At 45.5% G+C, this 23,135-nt stretch carries 20 protein-coding genes and 2 tRNA genes; 19 read left to right on the top strand and 3 right to left on the bottom strand.

Annotated elements, in window-relative coordinates; genetic code table 11:
* From lspA to ispH, 3 genes are all read left to right on the top strand, one after another.
* On the top strand, positions 1–504 hold the full coding sequence (lspA, locus tag LNL84_RS03255) for a signal peptidase II (protein ID WP_244355232.1): 504 nt from the start codon (positions 1–3) through the stop codon (positions 502–504).
* Between the two features lie 91 nt (positions 505–595).
* Positions 596–1,027 carry an FKBP-type peptidyl-prolyl cis-trans isomerase gene (gene fkpB, locus LNL84_RS03250; protein ID WP_244355231.1) on the top strand — a complete coding sequence of 144 codons (432 nt, stop codon included), beginning with the start codon at positions 596–598 and terminating at the stop codon, positions 1,025–1,027.
* Between the two features lie 20 nt (positions 1,028–1,047).
* The gene (gene ispH, locus LNL84_RS03245) at positions 1,048–2,004 is read left to right on the top strand and encodes a 4-hydroxy-3-methylbut-2-enyl diphosphate reductase (RefSeq protein ID WP_244355230.1); all 957 of its coding nucleotides are present in this window, start codon (positions 1,048–1,050) and stop codon (positions 2,002–2,004) included.
* A 61-nt stretch (positions 2,005–2,065) separates the two neighbouring features.
* Here the strand turns inward: ispH and LNL84_RS03240 are convergent, their stop codons facing one another.
* Complete coding sequence (locus tag LNL84_RS03240; protein WP_244355229.1) at positions 2,066–3,964, bottom strand: hypothetical protein; 1,899 nt, start codon at positions 3,962–3,964, stop codon at positions 2,066–2,068.
* A 354-nt stretch (positions 3,965–4,318) separates the two neighbouring features.
* Between LNL84_RS03240 and LNL84_RS03235 the strand changes: the two genes are divergently transcribed.
* Complete coding sequence (locus tag LNL84_RS03235) at positions 4,319–5,164, top strand: magnesium transporter (protein ID WP_244355228.1); 846 nt, start codon at positions 4,319–4,321, stop codon at positions 5,162–5,164.
* A gap of 26 nt (positions 5,165–5,190) precedes the next feature.
* On the opposite strand, the gene dacB is transcribed toward LNL84_RS03235, so the two are convergent.
* Positions 5,191–6,633 carry a D-alanyl-D-alanine carboxypeptidase/D-alanyl-D-alanine endopeptidase gene (gene dacB / locus LNL84_RS03230; RefSeq protein WP_244355227.1) on the bottom strand — a complete coding sequence of 481 codons (1,443 nt, stop codon included), beginning with the start codon at positions 6,631–6,633 and terminating at the stop codon, positions 5,191–5,193.
* 398 nt (positions 6,634–7,031) lie between these two features.
* Between dacB and greA the strand changes: the two genes are divergently transcribed.
* Positions 7,032–7,505: a transcription elongation factor GreA gene (gene greA / locus LNL84_RS03225; protein WP_244355410.1), complete on the top strand. Its 474-nt coding sequence runs from the start codon at positions 7,032–7,034 to the stop codon at positions 7,503–7,505.
* 141 nt (positions 7,506–7,646) lie between these two features.
* On the opposite strand, the gene yhbY is transcribed toward greA, so the two are convergent.
* Positions 7,647–7,943: a ribosome assembly RNA-binding protein YhbY gene (gene yhbY, locus LNL84_RS03220; protein ID WP_244355226.1), complete on the bottom strand. Its 297-nt coding sequence runs from the start codon at positions 7,941–7,943 to the stop codon at positions 7,647–7,649.
* A 112-nt stretch (positions 7,944–8,055) separates the two neighbouring features.
* Here yhbY and rlmE point away from each other — a divergent pair, with 112 nt between their 5' ends.
* From rlmE to pnp, 14 genes are all read left to right on the top strand, one after another.
* Complete coding sequence (gene rlmE, locus LNL84_RS03215) at positions 8,056–8,685, top strand: 23S rRNA (uridine(2552)-2'-O)-methyltransferase RlmE (RefSeq protein ID WP_244355225.1); 630 nt, start codon at positions 8,056–8,058, stop codon at positions 8,683–8,685.
* Between the two features lie 106 nt (positions 8,686–8,791).
* A complete protein-coding gene (ftsH, locus tag LNL84_RS03210) occupies positions 8,792–10,747 on the top strand; it encodes an ATP-dependent zinc metalloprotease FtsH (protein ID WP_244355224.1) in 1,956 nt (651 codons plus the stop codon).
* Between the two features lie 55 nt (positions 10,748–10,802).
* Positions 10,803–11,633 carry a dihydropteroate synthase gene (gene folP, locus LNL84_RS03205; RefSeq protein ID WP_244355223.1) on the top strand — a complete coding sequence of 277 codons (831 nt, stop codon included), beginning with the start codon at positions 10,803–10,805 and terminating at the stop codon, positions 11,631–11,633.
* Between the two features lie 16 nt (positions 11,634–11,649).
* Positions 11,650–12,987 carry a phosphoglucosamine mutase gene (glmM, locus tag LNL84_RS03200; protein WP_244355222.1) on the top strand — a complete coding sequence of 446 codons (1,338 nt, stop codon included), beginning with the start codon at positions 11,650–11,652 and terminating at the stop codon, positions 12,985–12,987.
* A gap of 286 nt (positions 12,988–13,273) precedes the next feature.
* The gene (secG, locus tag LNL84_RS03195) at positions 13,274–13,612 is read left to right on the top strand and encodes a preprotein translocase subunit SecG (RefSeq protein ID WP_244355221.1); all 339 of its coding nucleotides are present in this window, start codon (positions 13,274–13,276) and stop codon (positions 13,610–13,612) included.
* A gap of 18 nt (positions 13,613–13,630) precedes the next feature.
* Positions 13,631–13,714: transfer RNA gene (locus LNL84_RS03190), tRNA-Leu, on the top strand.
* 54 nt (positions 13,715–13,768) lie between these two features.
* A tRNA-Met gene (locus tag LNL84_RS03185) sits at positions 13,769–13,845 on the top strand.
* A gap of 220 nt (positions 13,846–14,065) precedes the next feature.
* Positions 14,066–14,521, top strand: coding sequence for a ribosome maturation factor RimP (gene rimP / locus LNL84_RS03180; protein WP_244355220.1), 456 nt, complete (start codon positions 14,066–14,068; stop codon positions 14,519–14,521).
* 20 nt (positions 14,522–14,541) lie between these two features.
* The gene (gene nusA, locus LNL84_RS03175; protein ID WP_244355219.1) at positions 14,542–16,029 is read left to right on the top strand and encodes a transcription termination factor NusA; all 1,488 of its coding nucleotides are present in this window, start codon (positions 14,542–14,544) and stop codon (positions 16,027–16,029) included.
* Between the two features lie 22 nt (positions 16,030–16,051).
* Positions 16,052–18,736, top strand: a complete 2,685-nt coding sequence (gene infB / locus LNL84_RS03170) for a translation initiation factor IF-2 (protein WP_244355218.1) — start codon at positions 16,052–16,054, stop codon at positions 18,734–18,736.
* Between the two features lie 99 nt (positions 18,737–18,835).
* Positions 18,836–19,231, top strand: coding sequence for a 30S ribosome-binding factor RbfA (gene rbfA, locus LNL84_RS03165; protein WP_244355217.1), 396 nt, complete (start codon positions 18,836–18,838; stop codon positions 19,229–19,231).
* Positions 19,231–20,178 (top strand): tRNA pseudouridine(55) synthase TruB, encoded by a 948-nt coding sequence (gene truB / locus LNL84_RS03160; RefSeq protein WP_244355216.1) that lies wholly within the window; start codon positions 19,231–19,233, stop codon positions 20,176–20,178. The genes rbfA and truB overlap by 1 nt, the downstream gene beginning before the upstream one ends.
* 182 nt (positions 20,179–20,360) lie before the next feature.
* Complete coding sequence (gene rpsO / locus LNL84_RS03155; RefSeq protein ID WP_005598021.1) at positions 20,361–20,630, top strand: 30S ribosomal protein S15; 270 nt, start codon at positions 20,361–20,363, stop codon at positions 20,628–20,630.
* A gap of 328 nt (positions 20,631–20,958) precedes the next feature.
* Positions 20,959–23,085, top strand: coding sequence for a polyribonucleotide nucleotidyltransferase (pnp, locus tag LNL84_RS03150; RefSeq protein ID WP_244355215.1), 2,127 nt, complete (start codon positions 20,959–20,961; stop codon positions 23,083–23,085).
* Positions 23,086–23,135: the final 50 nt, after the last annotated feature.

Raw genomic sequence — 23,135 nt, 5'->3', positions numbered from 1 at the left:
ATGACAGAGCAGACGTTTTCATTAAAACAATCTGGAGTCCGCTGGCTATGGCTAGCGGCACTCATCTTCGTTGCTGATATTGCTATCAAGTTAGTGGTCATGGATAACATGGGGTATGGATGGGCAAATCGTATTGAGATTTTGCCATTTTTCAACCTCCTGTACGTTCATAACTACGGTGCGGCTTTTAGCTTTTTAAGTGAGCAAGGTGGTTGGCAGCGTTGGTTGTTTACCGCTATCGCATTTACCGTTACCGCAATGCTCACATACTGGATGAGCAAACTGCCCGCGACAGAAAAATGGAATAACGTTGCTTATGCGCTCATTATTGGTGGTGCGATTGGCAATGTATTCGATCGTGTGGTGCATGGTTTCGTGGTGGATTACTTAGATTTCTACTGGGGAAGCTATCATTGGCCAGCGTTTAATCTGGCCGATTCCGCGATATTTATCGGGGCTGCAATGATTATTTTTGATGGGTTCCGTCATAAAGAATCAAAATAAAGCCCTATAAAGCTAATACCCTTAAGCGCTGTACGTTGATTCGTGCGGCGCTTTTTTATATAACAGTGTATTCGACACAAGGAGCAGTAACGTGATGACCATACAACAAGATAGTGCTGTAACACTGCATTTTACCATCAAATTGAAAGATGGCTCAGTGGCCGACACCACTCACAACATGGGTAAACCAGCCAAATTAGTCATTGGTGATGGCAGTTTGAGTGATAATTTTGAGCAGTGCTTACTCGGCATGATGGGTGGGGAACAAAAAGCCATCGAGCTAAAAGCCGAGGATGCGTTTGGTTTACCCAATCCAGACAACGTCCATCATATGGATAGAGCTAAGTTTGTTGGTGACTCTGAAGTTGAAGTCGGTACAATAATGGCCTTCTCTGGTCCCGATGGAATGGAGATTCCAGGTATCATTAAAGAAATTGCGGGCGATTCGGTAACGGTGGATTTTAATCACCCACTTGCTGGACAAGACGTCACGTTTGAAGTTGAAATATTGTCGGTTGAATGAGCACCGTTCACCACAAATAAATGAGCAGACAAATGAAAATTAAATTGGCGAATCCTCGTGGTTTTTGTGCTGGCGTCGATAGAGCGATCAGCATTGTTGAGCGTGCACTTGAACTGTATCAGCCACCCATCTACGTACGTCACGAAGTAGTACACAACCGATTTGTGGTCGAAGGTTTAAAGCAACGAGGTGCAATTTTCGTTGAAGAGTTAACCGAAGTCCCAGACGATAACATCGTCATTTTTTCTGCCCACGGTGTTTCTCAAGCTGTGCGCAAAGAAGCAAAGCAAAGAGCGCTTACCGTTTTTGATGCAACGTGCCCATTGGTGACCAAAGTACATATGGAAGTTGCGCGCGCCAGTCGTAAGAGCATGGAAGTGGTGTTAATTGGGCACGCAGGGCACCCAGAAGTAGAAGGCACAATGGGGCAGTATGCCAGCGAAGCTGGTGGAATGTACTTAGTTGAGACCCCGAGTGATGTTGATAAATTGGATGTCAAAGACCCAAGTAATCTGCATTATGTTAGCCAAACGACGCTGTCAGTTGATGAGACGGCATCGGTCATTGAAAGACTGCGTGAAGTGTTCCCTGAAATACAGGGGCCACGTAAAGATGATATTTGTTACGCAACGCAAAACCGCCAGGATGCAGTGCGTGAACTTGCTACGAATGTGGATGTGATGGTGGTCGTGGGATCAACCAACTCTTCAAACTCTACGCGCCTCAAAGAATTGGCTGAAAAACTTGGTACCGCGGCGTATCTGACCGATTGCCCTGAAAACATTCAACCAACTTGGTTTAATGATAAATCGGTGGTTGGAGTGACGGCTGGGGCATCTGCACCAGAAGAATTGGTGAATCAGATCATTGATCGTATTAAAGAGCTAGGGGCATCCGACGTAGAAGAAGTTTTAGGTCGTGAAGAAAATATGTTCTTTGAAGTGCCAAGAGAGTTGCAAGTTCGCCAAGTGGAATAATGGCGACCTTGAATAAAAAAAACGCTGCATGAGCAGCGTTTTTTGTTTGCAACTGTATCGGTTACTGTAAGTTGCCTTTGAAATGCTCGGTCGTGGCCAATGACCATGTAAGGCCGTGGTCGCGACTAAAAAGCAATACGGGATCATGTTGAAAAGCTTGGCTATAACGACTAGGAGACCCATCCAATACCTCGCTGGGCCAAAGAGAGTAATGCGTCGTCTTGACATCGATGCAATCAGAGGCGCTCGATAGTTCAGCGCATTGTGTCTGGGTCTGTTTACTGATTCTTGCTTGACGATTATACCAGGAGGTATCCGAGAAGTTCTGGATCTCATAGGTATAAAGTAGGTACAGGTTACCTTGCCTATCGATATGCAGCTTTTGCGTGTAGTTTGAGTATTGCGACCAGTTTGGCTGGACAATAACGCCATGATCTTGCCAATTATAGTGACCATTTCCTAGCGGCTCTCCGGTGATCCACTCTAAACGGTAGCCCTGCGGCTCATCGCTCGAAGCGGTATTTCGCATCGCAATATAGAGTCGATCATCCTTTCCGATTTGAGCATGAACATAAGTGTACCGACCAAATTCTTGCCCAACATAATCAACCCCGGATTGTAGTGGAACATCACTTGGGTAACGGCTAACTGGGGACATTGGGCCTGAGGTAAACTTGTCATCACTCGTCACGCCAGCGCTCCAACGTTGGCGATTGTTGTTCCATTGAGCATCCGATACTGGTTGTAGCGATGCACGATGCCATATTTGATGGTTGTGTGCGCCGGAAATAAAGTGGATACGTTGGGTACTGTCTAGCAACAATATTGGTTGATTGTGAGAGTCAGGAGAGCTCTGAGAGGTGGAGCCGCTCCAGCCCATAAAGACGATATCGGTGGTATCTGAACTCTCTTCAATGCCGGACCCTAACTGATAACGGACATAATATTGCCCGGTATTATAGTCCTCACGGTTATTGATATTAGTATCATGACTCATTCCCGCAATATGCAGTGTGCTGTCATGCCAAACCACAGCTGAACTTCCGCGATATAGGCCAAGTGATAGTCCTAAATTAATGGTTTCAGCTTGCCATTCGAGTTCGCCGCTATGAGTAACGAGCAGTCTGTTGAGCGTATAACGGTTATTATTGGTGTCGGCTTTAATAAACAGTGGCGGTTGTGTGCCATTGCCAACCATTTCCATTTGCGCGGTCCAGTTTTTCTTGTAACCGTGCCAAGTTTGAGTACTTGCCTGGTAGCGAATAACGCCGTGATCTAATTTGAAGAACACATCGCCGTTGTCTTGAAAGTAAACTTGCTCGATATAGCGGTAACGATAGCCATCAAGGCCATCACCATTTTGCCTAAAATCAAACTCCTGTTCGAGCTGACGTAAAGATATCGAGACCCACTTACCCTCATTGGTCATTCTGACTAGATAAGAATCGCAAGAACTGCAAGGCGCACTGTCACTGTACAGGCTCGAGTATACCCGATCATCATACGTTAATGCGTGCAGGGCTTTTCCAGTGTCACTCCCAGTGACAGGATCAACATGCTTTGCGGGTAACTCGCTGTTATCGAGTTGATTCATATTGTTAACGATCATCCAAGGGGAGTTACTGGCGTCAAAATAGGGCCGCCCAGGAATGAACCGAGGGTTATAGCCGTAAAGCTCCCGCTCCCTGTCAAAGATGTTCTGATACTGAATGTGGTTTCCCGATTGGCTAGAGACTGCAAAAGCATTTTGACTTAATGTATGTTCATTGCAGCTGTGATCATATACAGAGCGAACCCAGGTGCGATTGAGATCTTGGACACTTTCGTCCCAGTTTACCTGACAGGCGGGCTCAACGGGTTTCGGTGTTGGAGGCGCAGGACTAGATTTATCTTCACCGCAGCCTAAGAGAGTCAAACTGGCGATCGTTAACAGTAATGAGAAACATTTTTTAGAGAACATATGGCGTCTATTGTTTGGATAAAAATGGAAAAGTAACGAAAATTTTCAATGATGATTGAGTGCTTTACAGATGGCGTTTTTTTGGTATTCTAGCGCCGCTATCATTACGGTAGCTTTTTCGGAGAAATCTATGAACAATACCGACCATCCTCCTAGTATAAAAGGGGAAATTTAGACCACTATCGGTATTTGCGATCTCCGTTCCTACCCATGTGGTAGGCACCCATTCTTAACATTTGCCTCTTGTATTTTTCCCCTTGTCACTATTGATATGTCTTTTGATTTTGCTGGTGTTCGGCAAGATTAATTGCGCATTCTTGATGGTCGTTACCTAAGCTAATCGGGAGATTCGCCATGTCGGTAATGAACAATACAATCGTTGAAAACGGCCCTAATTTTTCTCAAGATGAAATTGGAGCTGCAACCAAAGCGTTTTTAGAATATGACACCGCAGCACAACTTAATTTGCTTACGGTCATGCCTTTAGATGAGGCTGTCGGAGTGCTAAGGCACTGTGCTTTAGGAGAGGTACAACATATGATTCAGCAGTTAGACTTACTTGGAGAAGGTAAGCTAGCTCGGCACTTTGCCCATCAACTGGGCTTGATTCACTCCGAAGCGGAGACAACCCAAGGGTATTTAACCACAGGCGTACTTGAGCATGTCAGGCAGCGCATTGGTTGGATCATTGCGTTAGCGTTGCTTGGTATCGTATCTGGATTAATCATCGCCCAGTATGAAGATACATTGAGTCAGTTGGTCCTACTGGCTGTGTATATGCCAGTCATCGCGGCAGCAGGTGGTAATACCGGTACTCAGGCCGCGACATTAGTCATCCGGGCATTGGCAACAGGGGAACTGCGTAAACGCCAGTGGCTCGCGGTACTCTGGAAAGAGAGCCGCATTGCGATATGCCTTGCATTAGCTATTTCCATCGTGATGGTTGGCCGCATCCTGATGTTCAGTGATGCAGGCTCTGCGGGTGGTTTTGATATAAACACTATCGCTTTAGCGATTGCAGTAGCGTTATTTATTCAGGTAACAATATCGACAACGCTCGGCGGTATCTTACCTATAATCGCTCGAGCATTTAAGCTTGATCCAGCAGTACTTGTTAGCCCTGTGTTAGCCTCTATTGTGGATATTTCGGGCATGTGGATCTATTTCACCGTGGTCAATTATTTTCTTGGCATTGTATAGTCAAAGCGCTTTAAAGTAAGGCGCAGCTATGGCTGCGCCTTTTGCGTTGTTTGGGCCAACGAGTGACTATACTGGACCACTTGCTCGTAAAACGCGCGTTCAAAGCGTGTGATAGGGCGAGTTTTTGGTGATGCGCTTGCCTCGACTGGTTGGTGGTAGTCAGTCACGAATTGGACAAAAAGCGTATTGATTTCGCCTTGGCTGTTCAAGCCATAGCCTGCCATATTGTAGGTACCAAATAGAGTTCCACTTTTCGCCAGTAACGCTCCTTTGACTGGGTGAAGCCTCATGCTAGAACGATATTGTAACGTTCCGCTTTCTCCGGCGATCGGCAACAGTTTGATAAGCTGAAGATCCTGATCTTCGCGCCAAATGAACAGTAATACATTAGCCATTTGCTGTGCGGTCATTCGATTGTTGCGTGATAGACCGGAACCATCTTCAAGTACAGCGCTCTCAAGATCTATCCTAGCCTGCTCCATTAATGTCGCTTTAATCGCCTGAACACCGTTTGAAAAAGTCCCTGCTTGTGAAAACATTTTAGCGCCCATCGTTTTCGTTAGGCTATCGGCGTATAAATTATTGGATTCTTTTAGCATCACAGCCAGTAATTCAGGCAGGGCTTGTGAGTGATGCATAGCTAATGGTTTGCTGGCTGATTGCGCCGCGTTAGCGTTGGCTGCTACAGTACCGTTTATTGACCAATTTAACATGGCAAGTTCGTCTTTTATGACTGATGCAACGTACAGAGAGGGTTTAGAAACGGCAAACTTAAGTGGCAATGGTGAAGAGCGATGTGTCAAGCATCCCGTTAAGCGATATTGATTTATGCCAGAGGTGACCAATTCTAAATCGCAATGTTGTTCTGCTTGCTGCTCTTTTGTTACCGATAGAGCGGTCGAGGTGACAATAATTGGTTGGTGCGGAGGAACGTACGCACGTGTTGAGCCATCTTTGTGAGTTTCGAGTGAGCCTTGTACACAGTTGCCGTCGAGCATTATAGCGGTTGAGGGTGCACTGTAGCACACGCCTAATATGTCCCAAGGCGTTCCAACCGCTTGTGCATAGCCCGAAAATGCCTCTCCATCCAACCAGATATTATTGATCTTACCTTTTGCTGTTTGTTTGGCTTGTTTAAGCATGGAGCGAAGAGCATCACGAGATAAAGAAGGATCGCCGCTAAAGCGAACGATAAGATTATCCTTCTCTTGGTAAACAGCAGTGGTATAGCGGAACTGGTCGCCAAGGGACATTTTGGCGGCGAGCGCAGTGACTAGTTTAAGGGTGCTAGCAGGTGGAAACAATTGCGCGGCATTGTTTTCTAATAACGGTAAATCGGACGTACTAGTGTTGAGTGGTGACAAAAAAATAGCATGTCTGCTGGTCACTGGGAGTTCACTTTTGGCGAAACTGGCTACAGATGTGCAACACAAAATAAAATAGAGTGCGAAGAGACGTTTTTTAGTCATAGAATGATCATTAATTGTAATAGTATCGACAAAGATAGCGCAGCTTTATATCAGGCTAAAACGATAAAGTTGCGTTTACAAGAAAATATACGCTATATTCAAAATCTTCGCTGAGTCGATGTTTGCAACGTCGATTGTGAGGCGCCTGAATATAACGGCTCTAACTAGCTTAGCGCTTTTACCCTCGTAGTTTAAGTATTTAGCTTAGATTGGAGAGATGAGAATCGTCTTTCTTACAAAGTTCTAACGGAGATATTGTAATCGTCCGTGAATTTAAGTGATTTGCACAGACAGATTCGTTACACTTATTTCAATTCAATGTTTATCAGCGCACTCGAGTAATACATCTTGAGTGGGCTTTTATTGTCCGAAGTACGCTTTGGCAAAGAGGAAAAATGATGGAAAAGGTTCCAATGACCGCGCGTGGCGAACAATTGCTACGCCAAGAGTTAGATCGTCTACTAAAACTGCGTCCAAAGATTTCGGAAGCTATTGCAGAAGCACGTGAGCTTGGGGATCTCAAAGAGAACGCGGAATACCATGCTGCAAGAGAAGAGCAAGGGATCTGCGAAGCCCAGATTCGAGATATCGAATACAAGCTTTCAGTTGCTCAGGTTATTGATGTGAGCAAAATGGACAATACAGGTAAGATCATTTTCGGTACCACAGTCACCTTGATCGATGTGGATACAGAAGAAGAGTTCACGTACCAAATCGTCGGTGATGATGAAGCGAACATCAAAGCGGGTCGAATTTCAGTGAGTTCTCCAATTGCTCGCGGCCTTATTGGTAAACTGGAAGGTGATGAAGTGGCTATTTCGACCCCCGGTGGTACTAAAGATTACGAAATCGATAAGGTTGAGTACATCTAATTCGTAACAAAATGTTAAGAGCTGCTCAATTTGGGTGGCTTTTTTTCAATGCTTTTGTGGGTATCTCGCAGATACAGAAAAGGCCGCCTAGGCGACCTTTCATTTAACGTTTTCGCTAACGTAGCAAAAAGTATATCAAGATTACTTCCTTGGAAGCTCGATCTTTTTCTGTTCAGACTGACGATAAAGTACAAGTACTTTACCAATCGTTTGAACTTTTTCTGCGCCAGATTCACGTACAATTGCGTCGATAATCAATTGCTTAGTTTCACGATCTTCTGTTGCGACTTTAACCTTAATCAACTCATGGTGATTAAGTGCGATTTCGATTTCCGCTAGAACAGCCTCAGTTAGTCCATTTGCGCCCATTAGCACAACTGGTTTTAGAGAGTGTGCTAGGCCTTTTAGATGCTGCTTTTGTTTGGTGCTTAGGTTCATTACGCGGCCAATTTTGTTTACTATTAGGGTTGAAAAATCGTATTTTAACGCCATCTAAGGACGAAGACTATACTTTATTCTAAGGGCGTGCTCTTGTTAAGTTGGATTTTGAATGAGTAAGCAAAAACACTCGGCCAGTTCTGGTCGCTGGTTGAAAGAGCATTTTGATGATATTTATGCCAATGAAGCCAGAAAAAAAGGGTACCGTTCACGTGCTATCTTTAAAATTGAAGAAATTCAAAATAAGGATAAGTTACTGAAACCTGGTATGACAGTGGTTGACTTAGGTGCGGCACCCGGAGGTTGGTCACAATATGCGACAAAAGTTGTTGGTGACGAAGGGCAGGTTATTGCTTGTGATATTCTGCCAATGGATCCAATTTCAGGGGTAAGTTTTCTACAGGGCGATTTTAGAGACGATGCTGTTCTTGAAGCGCTATTAGAAAGAATACAGCCTGATATGGTTGATGTGGTGATGTCTGATATGGCGCCCAATATGGCTGGGAACTCTTCCGTGGATCAGCCTAGAGCAATGTATCTTGTTGAACTAGCATTAGATATGTGTCGTCAAACTTTGGCTCCAGGGGGCAGTTTTGTTGTAAAAGTGTTCCAAGGCGAAGGGTTTGACCAATACGTAAAAGAAGTGCGTGAACTTTTCAAAGTTGTGAAGATTCGCAAACCAGACTCATCTAGAGCTCGCTCTCGTGAGGTATTTATTGTAGCTAATGGTTTCAAAGGCTGAACATTAGTTTACAAAGAGAAAATTAACAATGTAGCTACAGCTGAAAAACTGTAGTACCCTACCTTTAATTACAATTAGTTATCGAGAGGCTGACACCTTGAGTGACATGGCAAAGAATTTAATTTTGTGGTTAGTCATCGCCGTAGTGTTGATGTCTGTATTTCAAAGCTTTGGACCGGGCGAAAGCAATGGTCGAGCAGTTGATTACACCACGTTCGTACAGGAAGTTGGCAATGGCCAGGTTCAAGAAGCTCAGTTTAAAGACAGCGAAATTACGTTTACACGTCGCGGCGGCGGTCGTGCTGTAACCTATATGCCAGTCTATGATTCCAAGCTTTTGGATGATCTGATTAACCAAAATGTAAAAGTTTTAGGGACACCACCTGAAGAGCAAAGTTTACTAGGAACTATCTTCATTTCTTGGTTCCCAATGATCCTGCTTATCGGTGTTTGGATTTTCTTCATGCGTCAGATGCAAGGCGGCGGTGGCAAAGGTGCCATGTCGTTTGGTAAGAGCAAAGCTCGAATGATGGGTGAAGAGCAGATCAAAACAACATTTGCTGATGTCGCAGGTTGTGACGAAGCAAAAGAGGACGTAAAAGAGCTAGTAGACTACCTACGAGATCCAAGTCGCTTCCAGAAACTGGGCGGCAAAATCCCAACAGGTGTTCTAATGGTTGGTCCTCCAGGTACAGGTAAAACGCTGCTTGCGAAAGCCATTGCGGGTGAAGCGAAAGTACCGTTCTTTACTATTTCTGGTTCTGACTTCGTAGAAATGTTTGTTGGTGTGGGTGCATCTCGTGTACGTGACATGTTCGAACAAGCGAAGAAAGCGGCGCCTTGTATCATCTTCATCGATGAGATCGATGCGGTCGGTCGTCAGCGTGGCGCCGGTGTTGGTGGTGGTCATGATGAACGTGAACAAACCCTTAACCAAATGCTGGTAGAGATGGATGGTTTTGAGGGTAACGAAGGTATTATCGTTATCGCAGCAACTAACCGTCCTGACGTACTTGACCCTGCACTGCTTCGTCCTGGTCGTTTCGACCGTCAAGTGGTTGTTGGTCTACCTGACGTTCGTGGTCGTGAACAGATCTTGAAAGTTCACATGCGCAAGGTGCCTTTAGGATCAGACGTTGAGCCATCTTTGATTGCACGTGGTACGCCGGGATTCTCTGGTGCCGATCTAGCGAACCTAGTTAACGAAGCGGCGTTATTTGCTGCTCGCGGTAACAAACGCAACGTCTCTATGGTTGAGTTTGAGCTAGCAAAAGACAAAATCATGATGGGTGCTGAGCGCCGCTCTATGGTTCTTTCTGAAGAAACCAAAGAGTCGACAGCCTACCACGAAGCGGGACACGCGATTGTTGGTCGCCTAGTACCGGAACATGATCCAGTGTACAAAGTGTCTATCATTCCACGTGGACGAGCTCTTGGTGTAACGATGTACCTACCAGAGCAAGACCGTGTGAGTATGTCTCGTCAGCACCTAGAGTCGATGATCTCAAGCCTTTACGGTGGCCGCCTAGCGGAAGAGCTTATCTACGGTAAAGACAAAGTGTCTACAGGTGCTTCGAATGATATCGAACGTGCAACAGACATCGCTCGTAAGATGGTGACCCAGTGGGGCTTCTCTGAGAAACTAGGTCCTTTGCTTTATGCAGAAGACGAAGGAGAAGTATTCCTTGGTCGTAGCGTAACTCAAACCAAACATATCTCGGGTGATACGGCGAAGCTAATTGACGAAGAAGTTCGTGTGATTATCGACCGTAACTACGCGAGAGCGCAGCGAATCTTGGAAGCCAATATGGACATCATGCATTCCATGAAAGATGCGCTAGTGAAGTACGAAACCATCGATGCGGGTCAAATTGACGACTTGATGGAACGTAAAGATGAAATCCGTGAACCTGCTGGATGGGGTGATCAAGCGAAGGCCCGAGAGGAAAAAGCTGAAGAGCCGAAGCCTGAAGTCAAAGCCGAGCCTAAAGAAGAGTCTCAAACTGAGCAAGTCACAACAGAAACCAAATCTGATGCGGACTCAAAGAAAGACACGGAATAATCCCTTCTAAGCTAAGCCCCGAGACTTCTCGGGGCTTTTCTTGTTTTAAAATACTATGATTCTAAAAGCAAATAATAAGACACTGACGTTAGACCGCCCTCACGTCATGGGGATCGTCAACGTGACACCAGATTCTTTCTCAGACGGCGGTCAATTTAATTCGGTCGATGCCGCGATAACCCAAGTTTCAAATATGATTGATGCTGGTGTCAGTATCATTGATATTGGCGGCGAATCGACGCGTCCTGGCGCTCCAGATGTCACAGCCGAAGAGGAGTTGGCACGGGTCATACCCGTGATTAAAGCTATTCGACGTCAGTTTGAGGTATGGATATCTATTGATACCAGTAAAGCTGAAGTGATGAAGCAAGCCATTGAAGCGGGTGCCGATCTGATAAACGATGTCCGTGCTTTGCGCGAACCGGGCGCATTGGAAGTCGCTGCACAAGCGAATGTACCTATCTGCTTGATGCACATGCAAGGTGAGCCAAGAACGATGCAGACCGCACCTCGCTATGACAATGTGCTTGATGACGTGGCTCGTTTTTTAGATGAACGCATTGCTGCCTGTGAATCGGTTGGCATCAAAACGGAACGATTGATTTTGGATCCTGGGTTTGGGTTTGGAAAAACATTAGAGCATAACTATCATTTGTTGGCTCATTTAGAGAAGTTTCATCGTTTTGGACTTCCTATTTTGGCTGGTCTATCTCGGAAGTCGATGATTTTTAAATTACTCGACAAAAAGCCTGCTGAATGCGTCGTTGGAAGCCTTGCTTGCGCCACGGTTGCAGCTAGCAAAGGCGCTCAAATTATTCGAGTTCACGATGTTGCGGAAACCATAGAAGCAATGAAAATCGTACAAATGATGCAATCAAATCAATAATAATGAAGGAATAACTATGTCACAGCGACGTTATTTTGGTACAGACGGTGTTCGTGGAAAAGTGGGTCAATACCCAATTACCCCCGATTTTGTACTTAAGCTAGGTTGGGCTGCCGGACGTGTACTTGCCAAGCAAGGCACCAAGAAAGTCATTATAGGTAAGGATACCCGTATCTCAGGTTACATGCTGGAGTCGGCATTAGAGGCTGGTCTTGCCGCTGCAGGACTCAAAGCGATCTTTACCGGCCCGATGCCAACACCTGCGGTTGCGTACCTCACGCAAACATTTCGCGCTGAAGCAGGTATTGTTATCTCAGCTTCTCATAATCCTTTCTACGATAATGGGATTAAGTTTTTCTCGTCTGAAGGCACGAAATTGCCAGACGATGTTGAGTTGGCGATAGAAGCAGAGTTGGATAAAGACATCGAATGTGTTGAGTCGGCTCAGTTGGGTAAGGCAAGTCGCCTAAACGATGCTGCAGGTCGTTACATTGAGTTCTGTAAGAGCACTTTCCCTTCCGAATTGAGCTTAAGTCACTTAAAAATTGTGGTCGATTGCGCTCATGGTGCCACTTACCATATTGCCCCTTCGGTGTTTTCTGAACTGGGCGCAGAGCTCATCACAATGGGCACAGAGCCGAATGGAACAAACATAAATCATGAAGTGGGAGCGACGGATGTTCGGGCCCTTCAAGAGCGCGTTATCGCTGAAAAAGCAGATTTAGGTCTGGCTTTCGATGGGGATGGTGATCGAATTATCATGGTTGATGAGCATGGTAACAAAGTGGATGGTGATCAAATTGCTTACATCATCGCTCGTGATGCCTTGCGCCGTGGTGAACTCAAAGGCGGTGTGGTTGGCACTCTGATGACAAACCTCGGAATGGAAAATGGTCTCAAGCAATTGGGGATCCCTTTTGTTCGTGCTGCCGTGGGTGATCGCTATGTTATGGAACAACTACTCGCAAAAGGCTGGAGGATCGGCGCGGAGAATTCAGGGCATGTGATTCTGCTCGATAAAGTGACCACTGGGGATGCCATCGTGGCGGCACTTCAAGTCTTGGCTTCGGTCGTTGACTCGAAGATGACGCTCAGTGAATTAGCAAGTGGTATGACACTTTACCCTCAAGTTCTAATTAATGTTCGCTTTAGCGGAGACAGTAATCCACTGGACGCGCAACCCGTAAAAGACGCTGTGGTGAAGATGGAGTCTAAACTGGGTGAAAAAGGGCGAGTGTTACTGCGTAAGTCAGGAACCGAGCCTTTGTTAAGAGTCATGGTAGAAGGTGAGGATGCGGATCTAGTGACTTCGTCGGCGGAATACATCGCTCAAGTTGTCAAAGATAACTGTTAGTCGACAATGCCAAATAGACTTAAGTCCTCCTTGAAGCTTGAGGTGGGCTTAGGTTATTTGATATTATCACCGGCTTATCGTGTTGAAATTCGCGATATAACGTATGTTTTTGCCCTTTTTTTGAGCGTTCAAACCTTAAGAGCAATAAATTTGTAATTTTTCTCTTGTCAGCCCGTCGTGCATTCGCTAGTATTGCCTCCGCCTCGTATCGGAGGTCAATAGCCAGGTTTTCAAACTAAACCTTGGAAGCGGCGCTGGCTCAACAATTTGGAACATAGGTGGAAAAATGTTTTCAGTTCTACTTGTGATTTACCTGTTGGCAGCAGTCGGTGTAATCGGTCTTGTGCTGATTCAACAAGGTAAAGGCGCAGACATGGGAGCCTCATTCGGTGCTGGCGCGTCAAACACAGTGTTTGGTGCTAGTGGCTCTGGTAATTTCTTAACCCGAATGACAGCATTATTTGCAATCGTCTTTTTCGTTCTGAGCTTAGTTTTGGGTAATCTTTCTACTCAAAAAACTGAGTCTCAATGGGTTGACCCAACACAAGGTCAAGTGATTGAGAAGAAAGCTGAGGATGTAATGAGTGAACTTCCAGCCGAAAGTGGTGACGAAATTCCTCAATAAGCGCTAGTCGCTTTTGATGCCGAGATGGTGAAATTGGTAGACACGCTAGCATGAGGTGCTAGTGCCTTTGGTGTGAGGGTTCGAGTCCCTCTCTCGGCACCATTATTTATAAACTTGTAATACATTCTGTTGAGCGTATAATGCTCAGCAGTCGGACGCGGGGTGGAGCAGTTTGGTAGCTCGTCGGGCTCATAACCCGAAGGTCGTCGGTTCAAATCCGGCCCCCGCAACCAATTCTCCAACTGTTGTTTGGGTTACAAGTTTAGCAACGCGAGCTGTGTTGCACATTAAGAAAAGAACAAAAAATGTTCTACTCTTAATGAAAAGGGTCCAGCAACGAAAAACCCCGACGATCGGGGTTTTTTGTTATCTGTGTTTTTACTTTTATCACAGATAATATGCTTGGGGTTTAAATTGGGCTTTTAGCCCTTTTTTTGTTTCTGGAGTGGTTAAATGACTGGTTTAGAGAGACAACTTACTGAAATGCTTGAAGCGCCAGTAGAGGCATCAGGTTATGAGCTAGTTGGGTTAGAGTTTATTCGTGCCGGTGAGCATTCAACGCTGCGAATTTTTATCGATCATGAAAATGGTATTAATGTCGACGACTGCGCAGAAGTGAGTCGCCAAGTCAGCGCTGTAATGGATGTTGAAGACCCAATCTCTGTGGCCTATAACCTAGAGGTATCTTCACCAGGACTTGAAAGACCGCTCTTTAAAGCAGCGCACTATCAACAATTTGTCGGTCATGAGGTTAGTATTGTTCTCAAAATGGCAGTGGCAAACCGTCGCAAGTGGAGCGGCGTGATTCAAGCTGTAGAAGGCGAAACCATCACTGTTGTTGTCGATGGACAAAATGAAGAGTTTGCACTTAGCAATATCTCTAAAGCTAACCTAATCCCTAAGTTTTAAGTCTGAAGAGGCTAGATATAATGAATAAAGAAATTTTAGCGGTAGTAGAGGCGGTTTCTAACGAGAAAGCTGTCCCTCGTGAACGAATTTTTGAAGCGCTGGAAATCGCATTGGCGACAGCGACAAAGAAAAAATATGAAATGGAAATCGAAGTTCGCGTAGAAATCGATCGCAAGACTGGTAACTTTGATACATTCCGTCGTTGGTTAGCGGTTGAAGAAGTTGAACATCCAACGAAAGAGATTTCTATCGAAGCGGCTAAATTCGATGACGAAAGCATCGAATTGGGTGGCTATATCGAAGACGACATTGAGTCTGTCACATTTGACCGTATTACGACGCAAACGGCCAAGCAAGTGATCGTACAGAAAGTACGTGAAGCCGAGCGTGCTCAAATCGTAGAACAGTTCATCGATAACGAAGGTGACCTCGTTACAGGTGTTGTCAAGAAAGTAAATCGCGACACTGTTATTCTGGATCTGGGTAATAACGCTGAAGCTGTTATTTTACGCGATGATCAGTTACCTCGTGAAAACTTCCGTCCAGGTGACCGTGTACGTGGTCTTCTTTACGCAGTTCGTCCTGAAGCGCGTGGTTTCCAACTGTTTATTACTCGCTCTAAGCCAGAAATGCTGGCTGAGCTATTCCGTGTCGAAGTGCCTGAAATTGGCGAAGAGCTAATCGAACTAAAAGGTGCCGCTCGCGATCCTGGTTCTCGTGCAAAAATCGCTGTGAAGACCAACGATCGACGCATTGACCCAGTTGGTGCGTGTGTTGGTATGCGTGGCGCTCGTGTACAAGCTGTCTCTGGAGAGCTAGGTGGCGAACGCATCGACATCGTGCTTTGGGATGATAACCCAGCACAATTTGTTATTAACGCAATGGCACCCGCAGATGTTGCATCAATCATCGTTGATGAAGACGCTCACGCAATGGATATCGCCGTTGAAGCTGACAACTTAGCGCAAGCTATCGGCCGCAGTGGTCAAAATGTACGTTTGGCATCGCAACTAACAGGTTGGGAGCTAAATGTAATGACGGTAGAAGATCTTCAGAAGAAGCATCAAGAAGAATCTGTTGCTTCTATTGAAAACTTCATGAAGTACCTAGACATCGAGCAAGATTTCGCAGAACTGTTGGTCGAAGAAGGCTTCTCAACTCTAGAAGAAGTTGCGTACGTTCCAGTTGCTGAGTTACTAGAAGTCGACGGCCTAAACGAGGAACTCGTTGAAGAGCTTCGTGGCCGTGCAAAAGATGCATTGACAACAATTGCACTAGCACAAGAAGAGTCATTTGAAGGTGTTGAGCCAGCAGAAGACCTACTTGGTCTTGAAGGTTTAGAGCGCGAAATGGCGTTCAAACTGGCAACAAAAGGTGTTACTACACTAGAAGACTTAGCTGACCAAGGTGTCGATGAGTTAGAAGGTATTGAAGGATTAACAGAAGAACGCGCAGGCGAGCTTATTATGGCTGCACGTAACATCTGTTGGTTCGGCGAAGAAGAATAATATTCAGCAAGGAGGTAGTTGTATGACAAAACTAACGGTTAAAGCACTAAGCGAAGAGATTGGTACGCCAGTTGAACGCTTAATTGAACAACTTGCTGATGCTGGATTGAAAAAATCTCAAAGCGATCAAGTGAGCGATGATGAAAAACAAACATTATTAACTCACTTGAAGAAAGAGCATGGTGATACATCTGGAGAAACTGAGCCTACACGCCTAACACTTCAACGTAAAACCCGTAGCACACTTTCTGTGGCTGCCGGTGGCGGTAAGAGCAAAGATGTCCAAGTCGAAGTGCGTAAGAAGCGCACGTATGTAAAACGCAGTTCAGTTGACGAGCAAGCGAAGCGTGAAGCTGAGGAAGCAGCAAATCGCGAGGCAGAAGAGCGTGCACAACGTGAAGCTGAAGAGCAAGCTAAACTAGAAGCTGCAGAAAAAGCAAAACGCGAAGCGGAAGAAAAAGCGAAACGTGAAAAAGAGGAATTACGTAACGCTGATGAGAAAGCTAAACGCGTGGAAGCTGAAAAGGCTAAGAAAGAAATGAACGCAAAGAACTCTGATGTAAACGACAATGCGAAGAAAGAAGCTGAAGCTTTAAAACGTCGTCAAGAAGAAGAAGCACAGCGTAAAGCTGAAGCTGAAGCTGCACGACTAGCTGAGGAAGCTCGTAAACTCGCTGAAGAAAACGCTACTCGTTGGTCTGAAGAAGAGAAAAAGTCAAAAGAAAACGAGAAAGCTGACTATCATACGACAACATCGACTTACGCTCGTGAAGCAGAAGACGCGCAAGATCGTCGTGAAGAAAAAGCACCTCGTCGACGTAAGAAAAAATCTACGCAAGATAAAGATGATAGCCGTGGCGGACGCGGTGGTCGTAACCAGCGTGGTAAACGTGGCAAGCTAGCTAAGCCAACGTCGATGCAGCACGGCTTCGACAAAACAGCGTCTGTTGCTAAGCAAGATGTAGTGATTGGCGAGACTATCGTTGTTTCTGAACTGGCTCAGAAAATGTCTGTTAAAGGCACAGAAGTCATCAAAGTAATGATGAAGATGGGCGCTATGGCGACTATCAACCAAGTGATTGACCAAGAAACGGCACAACTAGTGGCTGAAGAAATGGGGCACAAAGTCGTTCTTCGTAAAGAGAATGAACTTGAAGAAGCTGTTCTATCTGATCGTGATGCAACCTCAGAAGCGGTTTCTCGCGCTCCAGTTGTTACCATCATGGGTCACGTTGACCACGGTAAGACATCAACACTGGATTACATCCGTCGCACACACGTTGCGTCTGGAGAAGCGGGCGGTATTACCCAGCACATTGGTGCGTACCACGTTGAAACTGACAACGGTATGATCACCTTCCTTGATACTCCGGGACACGCTGCGTTTACAGCTATGCGTGCTCGTGGTGCTCAAGCGACAGATATCGTAGTTCTTGTTGTCGCTGCAGACGATGGCGTAATGCCACAAACAATCGAGGCTATCCAGCACGCGAAAGCGGCAGGTGTACCTTTGATTATCGCGGTCAACAAAATTGATAAAGAAGGTGCAAACCCAGACAACGTTAAGAATGAGCTTGCTCAATACGACGTAATCCCTGAAGAGTGGGGCGGTGAGAACATCTTCGTTCATATCTCTGCAAAACAGGGTACAAACATCGACGGTCTTCTAGAAGCAATCCTACTTCAATCTGAAGTTCTAGAGCTGACTGCAGTTGCAGATGGCATGGCTTCTGGTGTTGTGGTTGAATCGTTCCTAGACAAAGGTCGTGGTCCGGTAGCAACAGTACTTGTACAGTCAGGCACACTACGTAAGGGCGATATCGTTCTTTGTGGTCAAGAGTACGGCCGTGTACGTGCGATGCGTGATGAGGTTGGTAAAGAAGTCTTTGAAGCGGGTCCATCTATTCCAGTTGAGATTTTAGGTCTTTCTGGCGTACCGTCATCAGGTGATGAAGCTACAGTTGTACGCGATGAGCGTAAAGCTCGTGAAGTTGCGAACTACCGTCAAGGTAAATTCCGTGACGTGAAACTGGCTCGTCAACAAAAAGCGAAACTAGAAAACATGTTCTCTAACATGACAGCTGGTGACGTTGCTGAGCTAAATGTAGTACTTAAAGCAGACGTACAAGGTTCTGTTGAAGCTATCTCAGACTCGTTATTGAAACTTTCGACTGATGAAGTGAAAGTGAATATTGTAGGCTCTGGTGTGGGTGGTATTACTGAAACGGATGCATCACTTGCAGCGGCTTCAAATGCGATTGTTCTAGGCTTTAACGTACGTGCTGACGCATCGGCTCGTCGCGCGATTGATACTGAAAACCTAGATCTTCGTTACTACTCGATCATCTACCAATTGATTGATGAAGTGAAACAAGCAATGGGCGGTATGCTTGCTCCTGAATTCAAGCAAGAAATTATCGGCCTTGCAGAAGTACGTGATGTATTTAAGTCTCCTAAACTTGGCGCAATCGCGGGTTGTATGGTGACAGAAGGTACAATTAAGCGTAATAATCCAATCCGTGTTCTTCGTGAAAACGTTGTAATCTACGAAGGTGAGCTAGAATCTCTACGCCGCTTCAAAGATGACGTTCAAGAAGTTAAGAACGGCTATGAGTGTGGTATCGGCGTTAAGAACTACAACGATGTTCGCGTAGGCGACCAAATCGAAGTATTCGAAATCGTTGAGATTAAACGTACTCTAGATTAATTGACAAAATTGCTGCTGACTTTTTTAATTAGTAGTAATGGTTGTTGAATACACCATGGGGGGCGCAAGCCCCCCATTTTTCCTATAGTGAGAAAAGAAATGTCAAAAGAATTTAGCCGCACGCAGCGCGTGTCGCAGCAATTACAAAAAGAATTGGCGCTGATTTTACAGCGTGAAGTTCGTGATTCCCGCATTGGTATGGTGACGATTTCTGATGTCGAAGTGTCACGTGATCTTGCTTATGCAAAAGTATTTGTCACTTTCCTTTGTGTGGGTGAGCAAACACCAGAATCGAGCCTTGAAGCGTTGAAAGAACATGAGGTTCAGATCCGTATGATGCTGGGTAAGCGTATTCGTTTACGTTTAACGCCCGAAGTGCGTTTTACTTACGACAATACACTGGTCGAGGGTATGCGTATGTCTAACCTCGTTAGCGAAGTATTGAGTGATGACAAGCGCAAACAAAAAGAAGCAGGTCGCGAGGACGAAGAGTAATGGCTCGTCGTCGTAAAGGTCGTCCAGTTCATGGGGTTATCTTGCTTGATAAGCCAACCGGGATTTCGTCAAACGATGCTTTGCAAAAAGTTAAGCGACTCTATTTTGCGCAAAAAGCCGGTCATACTGGTGCGCTTGATCCTTTAGCGACCGGCATGCTGCCTATTTGTTTAGGTGAAGCAACGAAGTTTTCTCAGTTCTTATTGGATTCAGATAAACGTTATGTTGTGAAAGCTAAGCTTGGCGAGCGTACCAATACGTCTGATTCTGATGGTGAAGTCGTTGAAACTCGTGACGTGAACGTAACGCGCGAGCAACTTGAGCGATGTGTCGCTAGCTTTAAAGGTGAAACCGATCAAATTCCTTCTATGTTTTCAGCATTGAAGTATCAAGGTCGCCCGCTATATGAGTATGCCCGTGAAGGCGTTGAGGTTCCGCGCGAGTCTCGCAAAATCACAGTCTATTCAATCGAGTTACTTCGCTTTGAAGGCGATGAGATTGAAATGGAAGTCCATTGTTCAAAAGGGACTTACATTCGAACCATTACTGACGACCTTGGCGAAATGCTCGGTTGTGGTGCGCATGTCACTTACCTACGTCGTACTGGAGTCGCAAAGTATCCGTATGAGAAAATGGTGACATTAGAGCAGCTAAATGAGCTATTGGCTCAAGCTGAACGTGATGAAATTGCACCAAGAGAGCTTCTTGATCCACTGCTTATGCCAATGGATACTGCAGTAGAAGACTTGCCTGAAGTGAACATGAATGAGGAACTGACCGACCTGGTTCAACATGGTATGCCCGTTCAAGTTTCTGGCGCACCATTAGAAGGCACCGTGCGCATGACCAGTGGTGACGAGAAGTTATTTATTGGTGTCGCGACGATTGATAGTAACGGAAAAGTGGCTCCAAAGCGCTTAGTTGTTTTCTCTGAGGAAATAGAATAAACGGCTGGCTGTCGAGATAAGTTAAAGGGTGGGTTAGCTTAAATCTACTTGCCTTTATTATTTTAACACCCGTTAACTATTGCACCCTTAGATAAACTTCCCTATAATTCGCGCTTCGCGTAGCGGCTGAATCAGAGATTGGCTGCTACAACTATTAAACTTACTCTTATTAGGAGAGAATTATGTCTCTGAATGCAGAAACTAAAGCAGCAATCGTTGCTGAATACGCTCAAAGTGAAGGCGATACTGGTTCACCTGAAGTTCAAGTAGCTCTACTTACCGCTTCTATCAACCACCTTCAAGGTCACTTCAAAGCACACAAAGGCGATCACCACAGCCGTCGTGGTCTACTACGTATGGTTTCTAGCCGTCGTAAGCTTCTAGATTACCTAAAAGGTAAAAATCTAGCTCGCTACCAAGATCTAATCAAACGTCTAGGTCTACGTCGCTAATCAGCGTCTGCATAGAACAGTTTGTATAAAAGGGGCTATATGCCCCTTTTTTGACGCCTAAATTTCGCTGTTATTAGCATAAATTGCATTAAGTAGTTTATACTACGTCCCGTTGGAACCGATTGACCGGTTCTAATGCTTCACTCATTGCATTGCAGTCCAATTAGTCGACCATTAGGTCGCGACTATTCCAAGTCAGCTTGTACATTGCCCTCTAGGTGGCGATACCTAGAAGCTATGTCTGTAGGCGACTTGCACTAGTCGCGATATGTGATGCCTTGAGCCAATCAACACTCAATCCAGAATGTTCTGGATAAAAGGAAATACAATGTTCGAAAAACCAGTTGTTAAGTCGTTTCAATACGGCAACCACACAGTAACGCTAGAAACTGGCGTTATGGCTCGTCAAGCAACTGCTGCTGTTATGGCAACAATGGATGACACTTCTGTATTTGTATCGGTTGTCGCGAAAAAAGAAGCGGTAGCGGGTCAAGATTTTTTCCCATTGACGGTTAACTACCAAGAGCGCACTTACGCGGCAGGTAAAATCCCAGGTGGTTTCTTTAAGCGTGAAGGTCGTCCTTCTGAAGCGGAAACACTAACGGCTCGTCTTATCGACCGTCCAATCCGTCCACTATTCCCAAGTGCGTTTAAAAACGAAGTTCAGGTTATCGCTACGGTTGTTTCTATCAACCCAGACGTAAACCCAGATATGATTACTATGATTGGTACATCAGCAGCACTAGCGATTGCTGGCGTTCCTTTCAATGGCCCAATTGGTGCGGCACGTGTTGGTCACATCGATGGCGAATTGGTACTTAACCCGTCAAACACTGAGCTTGAAAATTCTAAACTAGACCTCGTTGTGTCTGGTACAGAAGGCGCAGTACTAATGGTTGAATCTGAAGCTGATAATCTATCAGAAGAAGAGATGCTTTCTGCTGTTGTTTACGGTCACGATCAACAACAAGTTGTGATCAAAGCGATCAACGAGTTTGCTGCTGAAGTAGCCACGCCATCTTGGGATTGGACTGCTCCTGAAGTCAACACAGAGCTAAAAGCTAAAGTAGCTGAGCTTGCTGAAACTCGTCTTTCTGATGCATACCAAATCACAGAGAAAATGGCTCGTTACGAGCAAGTTGGCGCAATTAAGAACGACGTTGTTGAAGCCATTTTGGCTGAAGATGAAGAGCAAGACGAGCGCGAAATCCGCGGCATGCTTGGTTCTCTAGAGAAAAACGTTGTACGTAGCCGTATCATCGCGGGTAACCCACGTATCGATGGTCGTGAAAAAGACATGGTTCGTGCGCTTGACGTTCGTACTGGTGTACTTCCACGTACTCACGGTTCTTCTCTGTTTACACGTGGTGAAACTCAAGCGCTAGTGACTGCGACTTTGGGTACTCAACGTGACGCTCAGATCATTGACAGTCTAATGGGTGAGAAGAAAGACCACTTCCTTCTACACTACAACTTCCCTCCATACTGTGTAGGTGAAACTGGCTTTGTGGGTTCACCAAAGCGTCGTGAAATTGGTCACGGTAAACTGGCTAAGCGTGGTATCCAAGCTGTAATGCCGTCTGTTGATGAATTCCCGTACACAGTACGTGTTGTATCGGAAATCACAGAATCTAACGGTTCTTCTTCTATGGCTTCTGTATGTGGTACTTCTCTGGCTCTTATGGATGCTGGTGTACCAATCAAAGCGTCTGTTGCGGGTATCGCAATGGGTCTTGTTAAAGAAGGCGACGACTTTGTTGTTCTTTCTGACATCCTTGGCGATGAAGATCACCTGGGTGACATGGACTTTAAAGTAGCGGGTACTAACGAAGGTATCACTGCACTGCAGATGGATATCAAGATCGAAGGTATCACGAAAGAGATCATGCAAATTGCTCTTAACCAAGCGCAAGGTGCTCGTAAGCACATCCTATCTGTTATGGATGACGCTATCTCTGGTGCTCGCGAAGATATCTCTGAGTTCGCTCCTCGTATCCACACGATGAAGATCAGTTCAGAGAAGATCAAAGACGTTATCGGTAAAGGTGGTGCTGTAATCCGTGCTCTAACAGAAGAAACGGGTACAACTATCGAAATCGAAGACGACGGTACTATCAAGATCGCAGCTACTGAAGGCGCTGCAGCGAAAGAAGCTATCCGTCGTATCGAAGAGATCACAGCAGAAGTTGAAGTGGGTCGCATCTACACTGGTAAAGTTGCCCGTCTTGCTGACTTCGGCGCTTTCGTTACGATTCTTCCAGGTAAAGATGGCCTAGTACACATTTCTCAAATCGCGAACGAGCGTGTTGAGAAGGTATCGGATTACCTGAAAGAAGGTCAAGAAGTTCAAGTTAAAGTACTTGAGATTGATCGTCAGGGCCGTGTACGTCTGAGCATGAAAGAAGCCGTTGAAGCTCCAGCTGCAGAAGAAAAAGCAGCGCCAAGCGCAGAATAATTAGTGTTTCTCATACACTAAGCATCAAAGCGTGCTATAAAGAGGGGGCA

The organism is Vibrio gelatinilyticus (assembly GCF_022836845.1).
GTDB lineage: Bacteria > Pseudomonadota > Gammaproteobacteria > Enterobacterales > Vibrionaceae > Vibrio > Vibrio gelatinilyticus.
The sequence above is the reverse complement of the archived record's forward strand: the minus strand, read 5'-3'. Positions and strand labels throughout refer to the sequence as shown.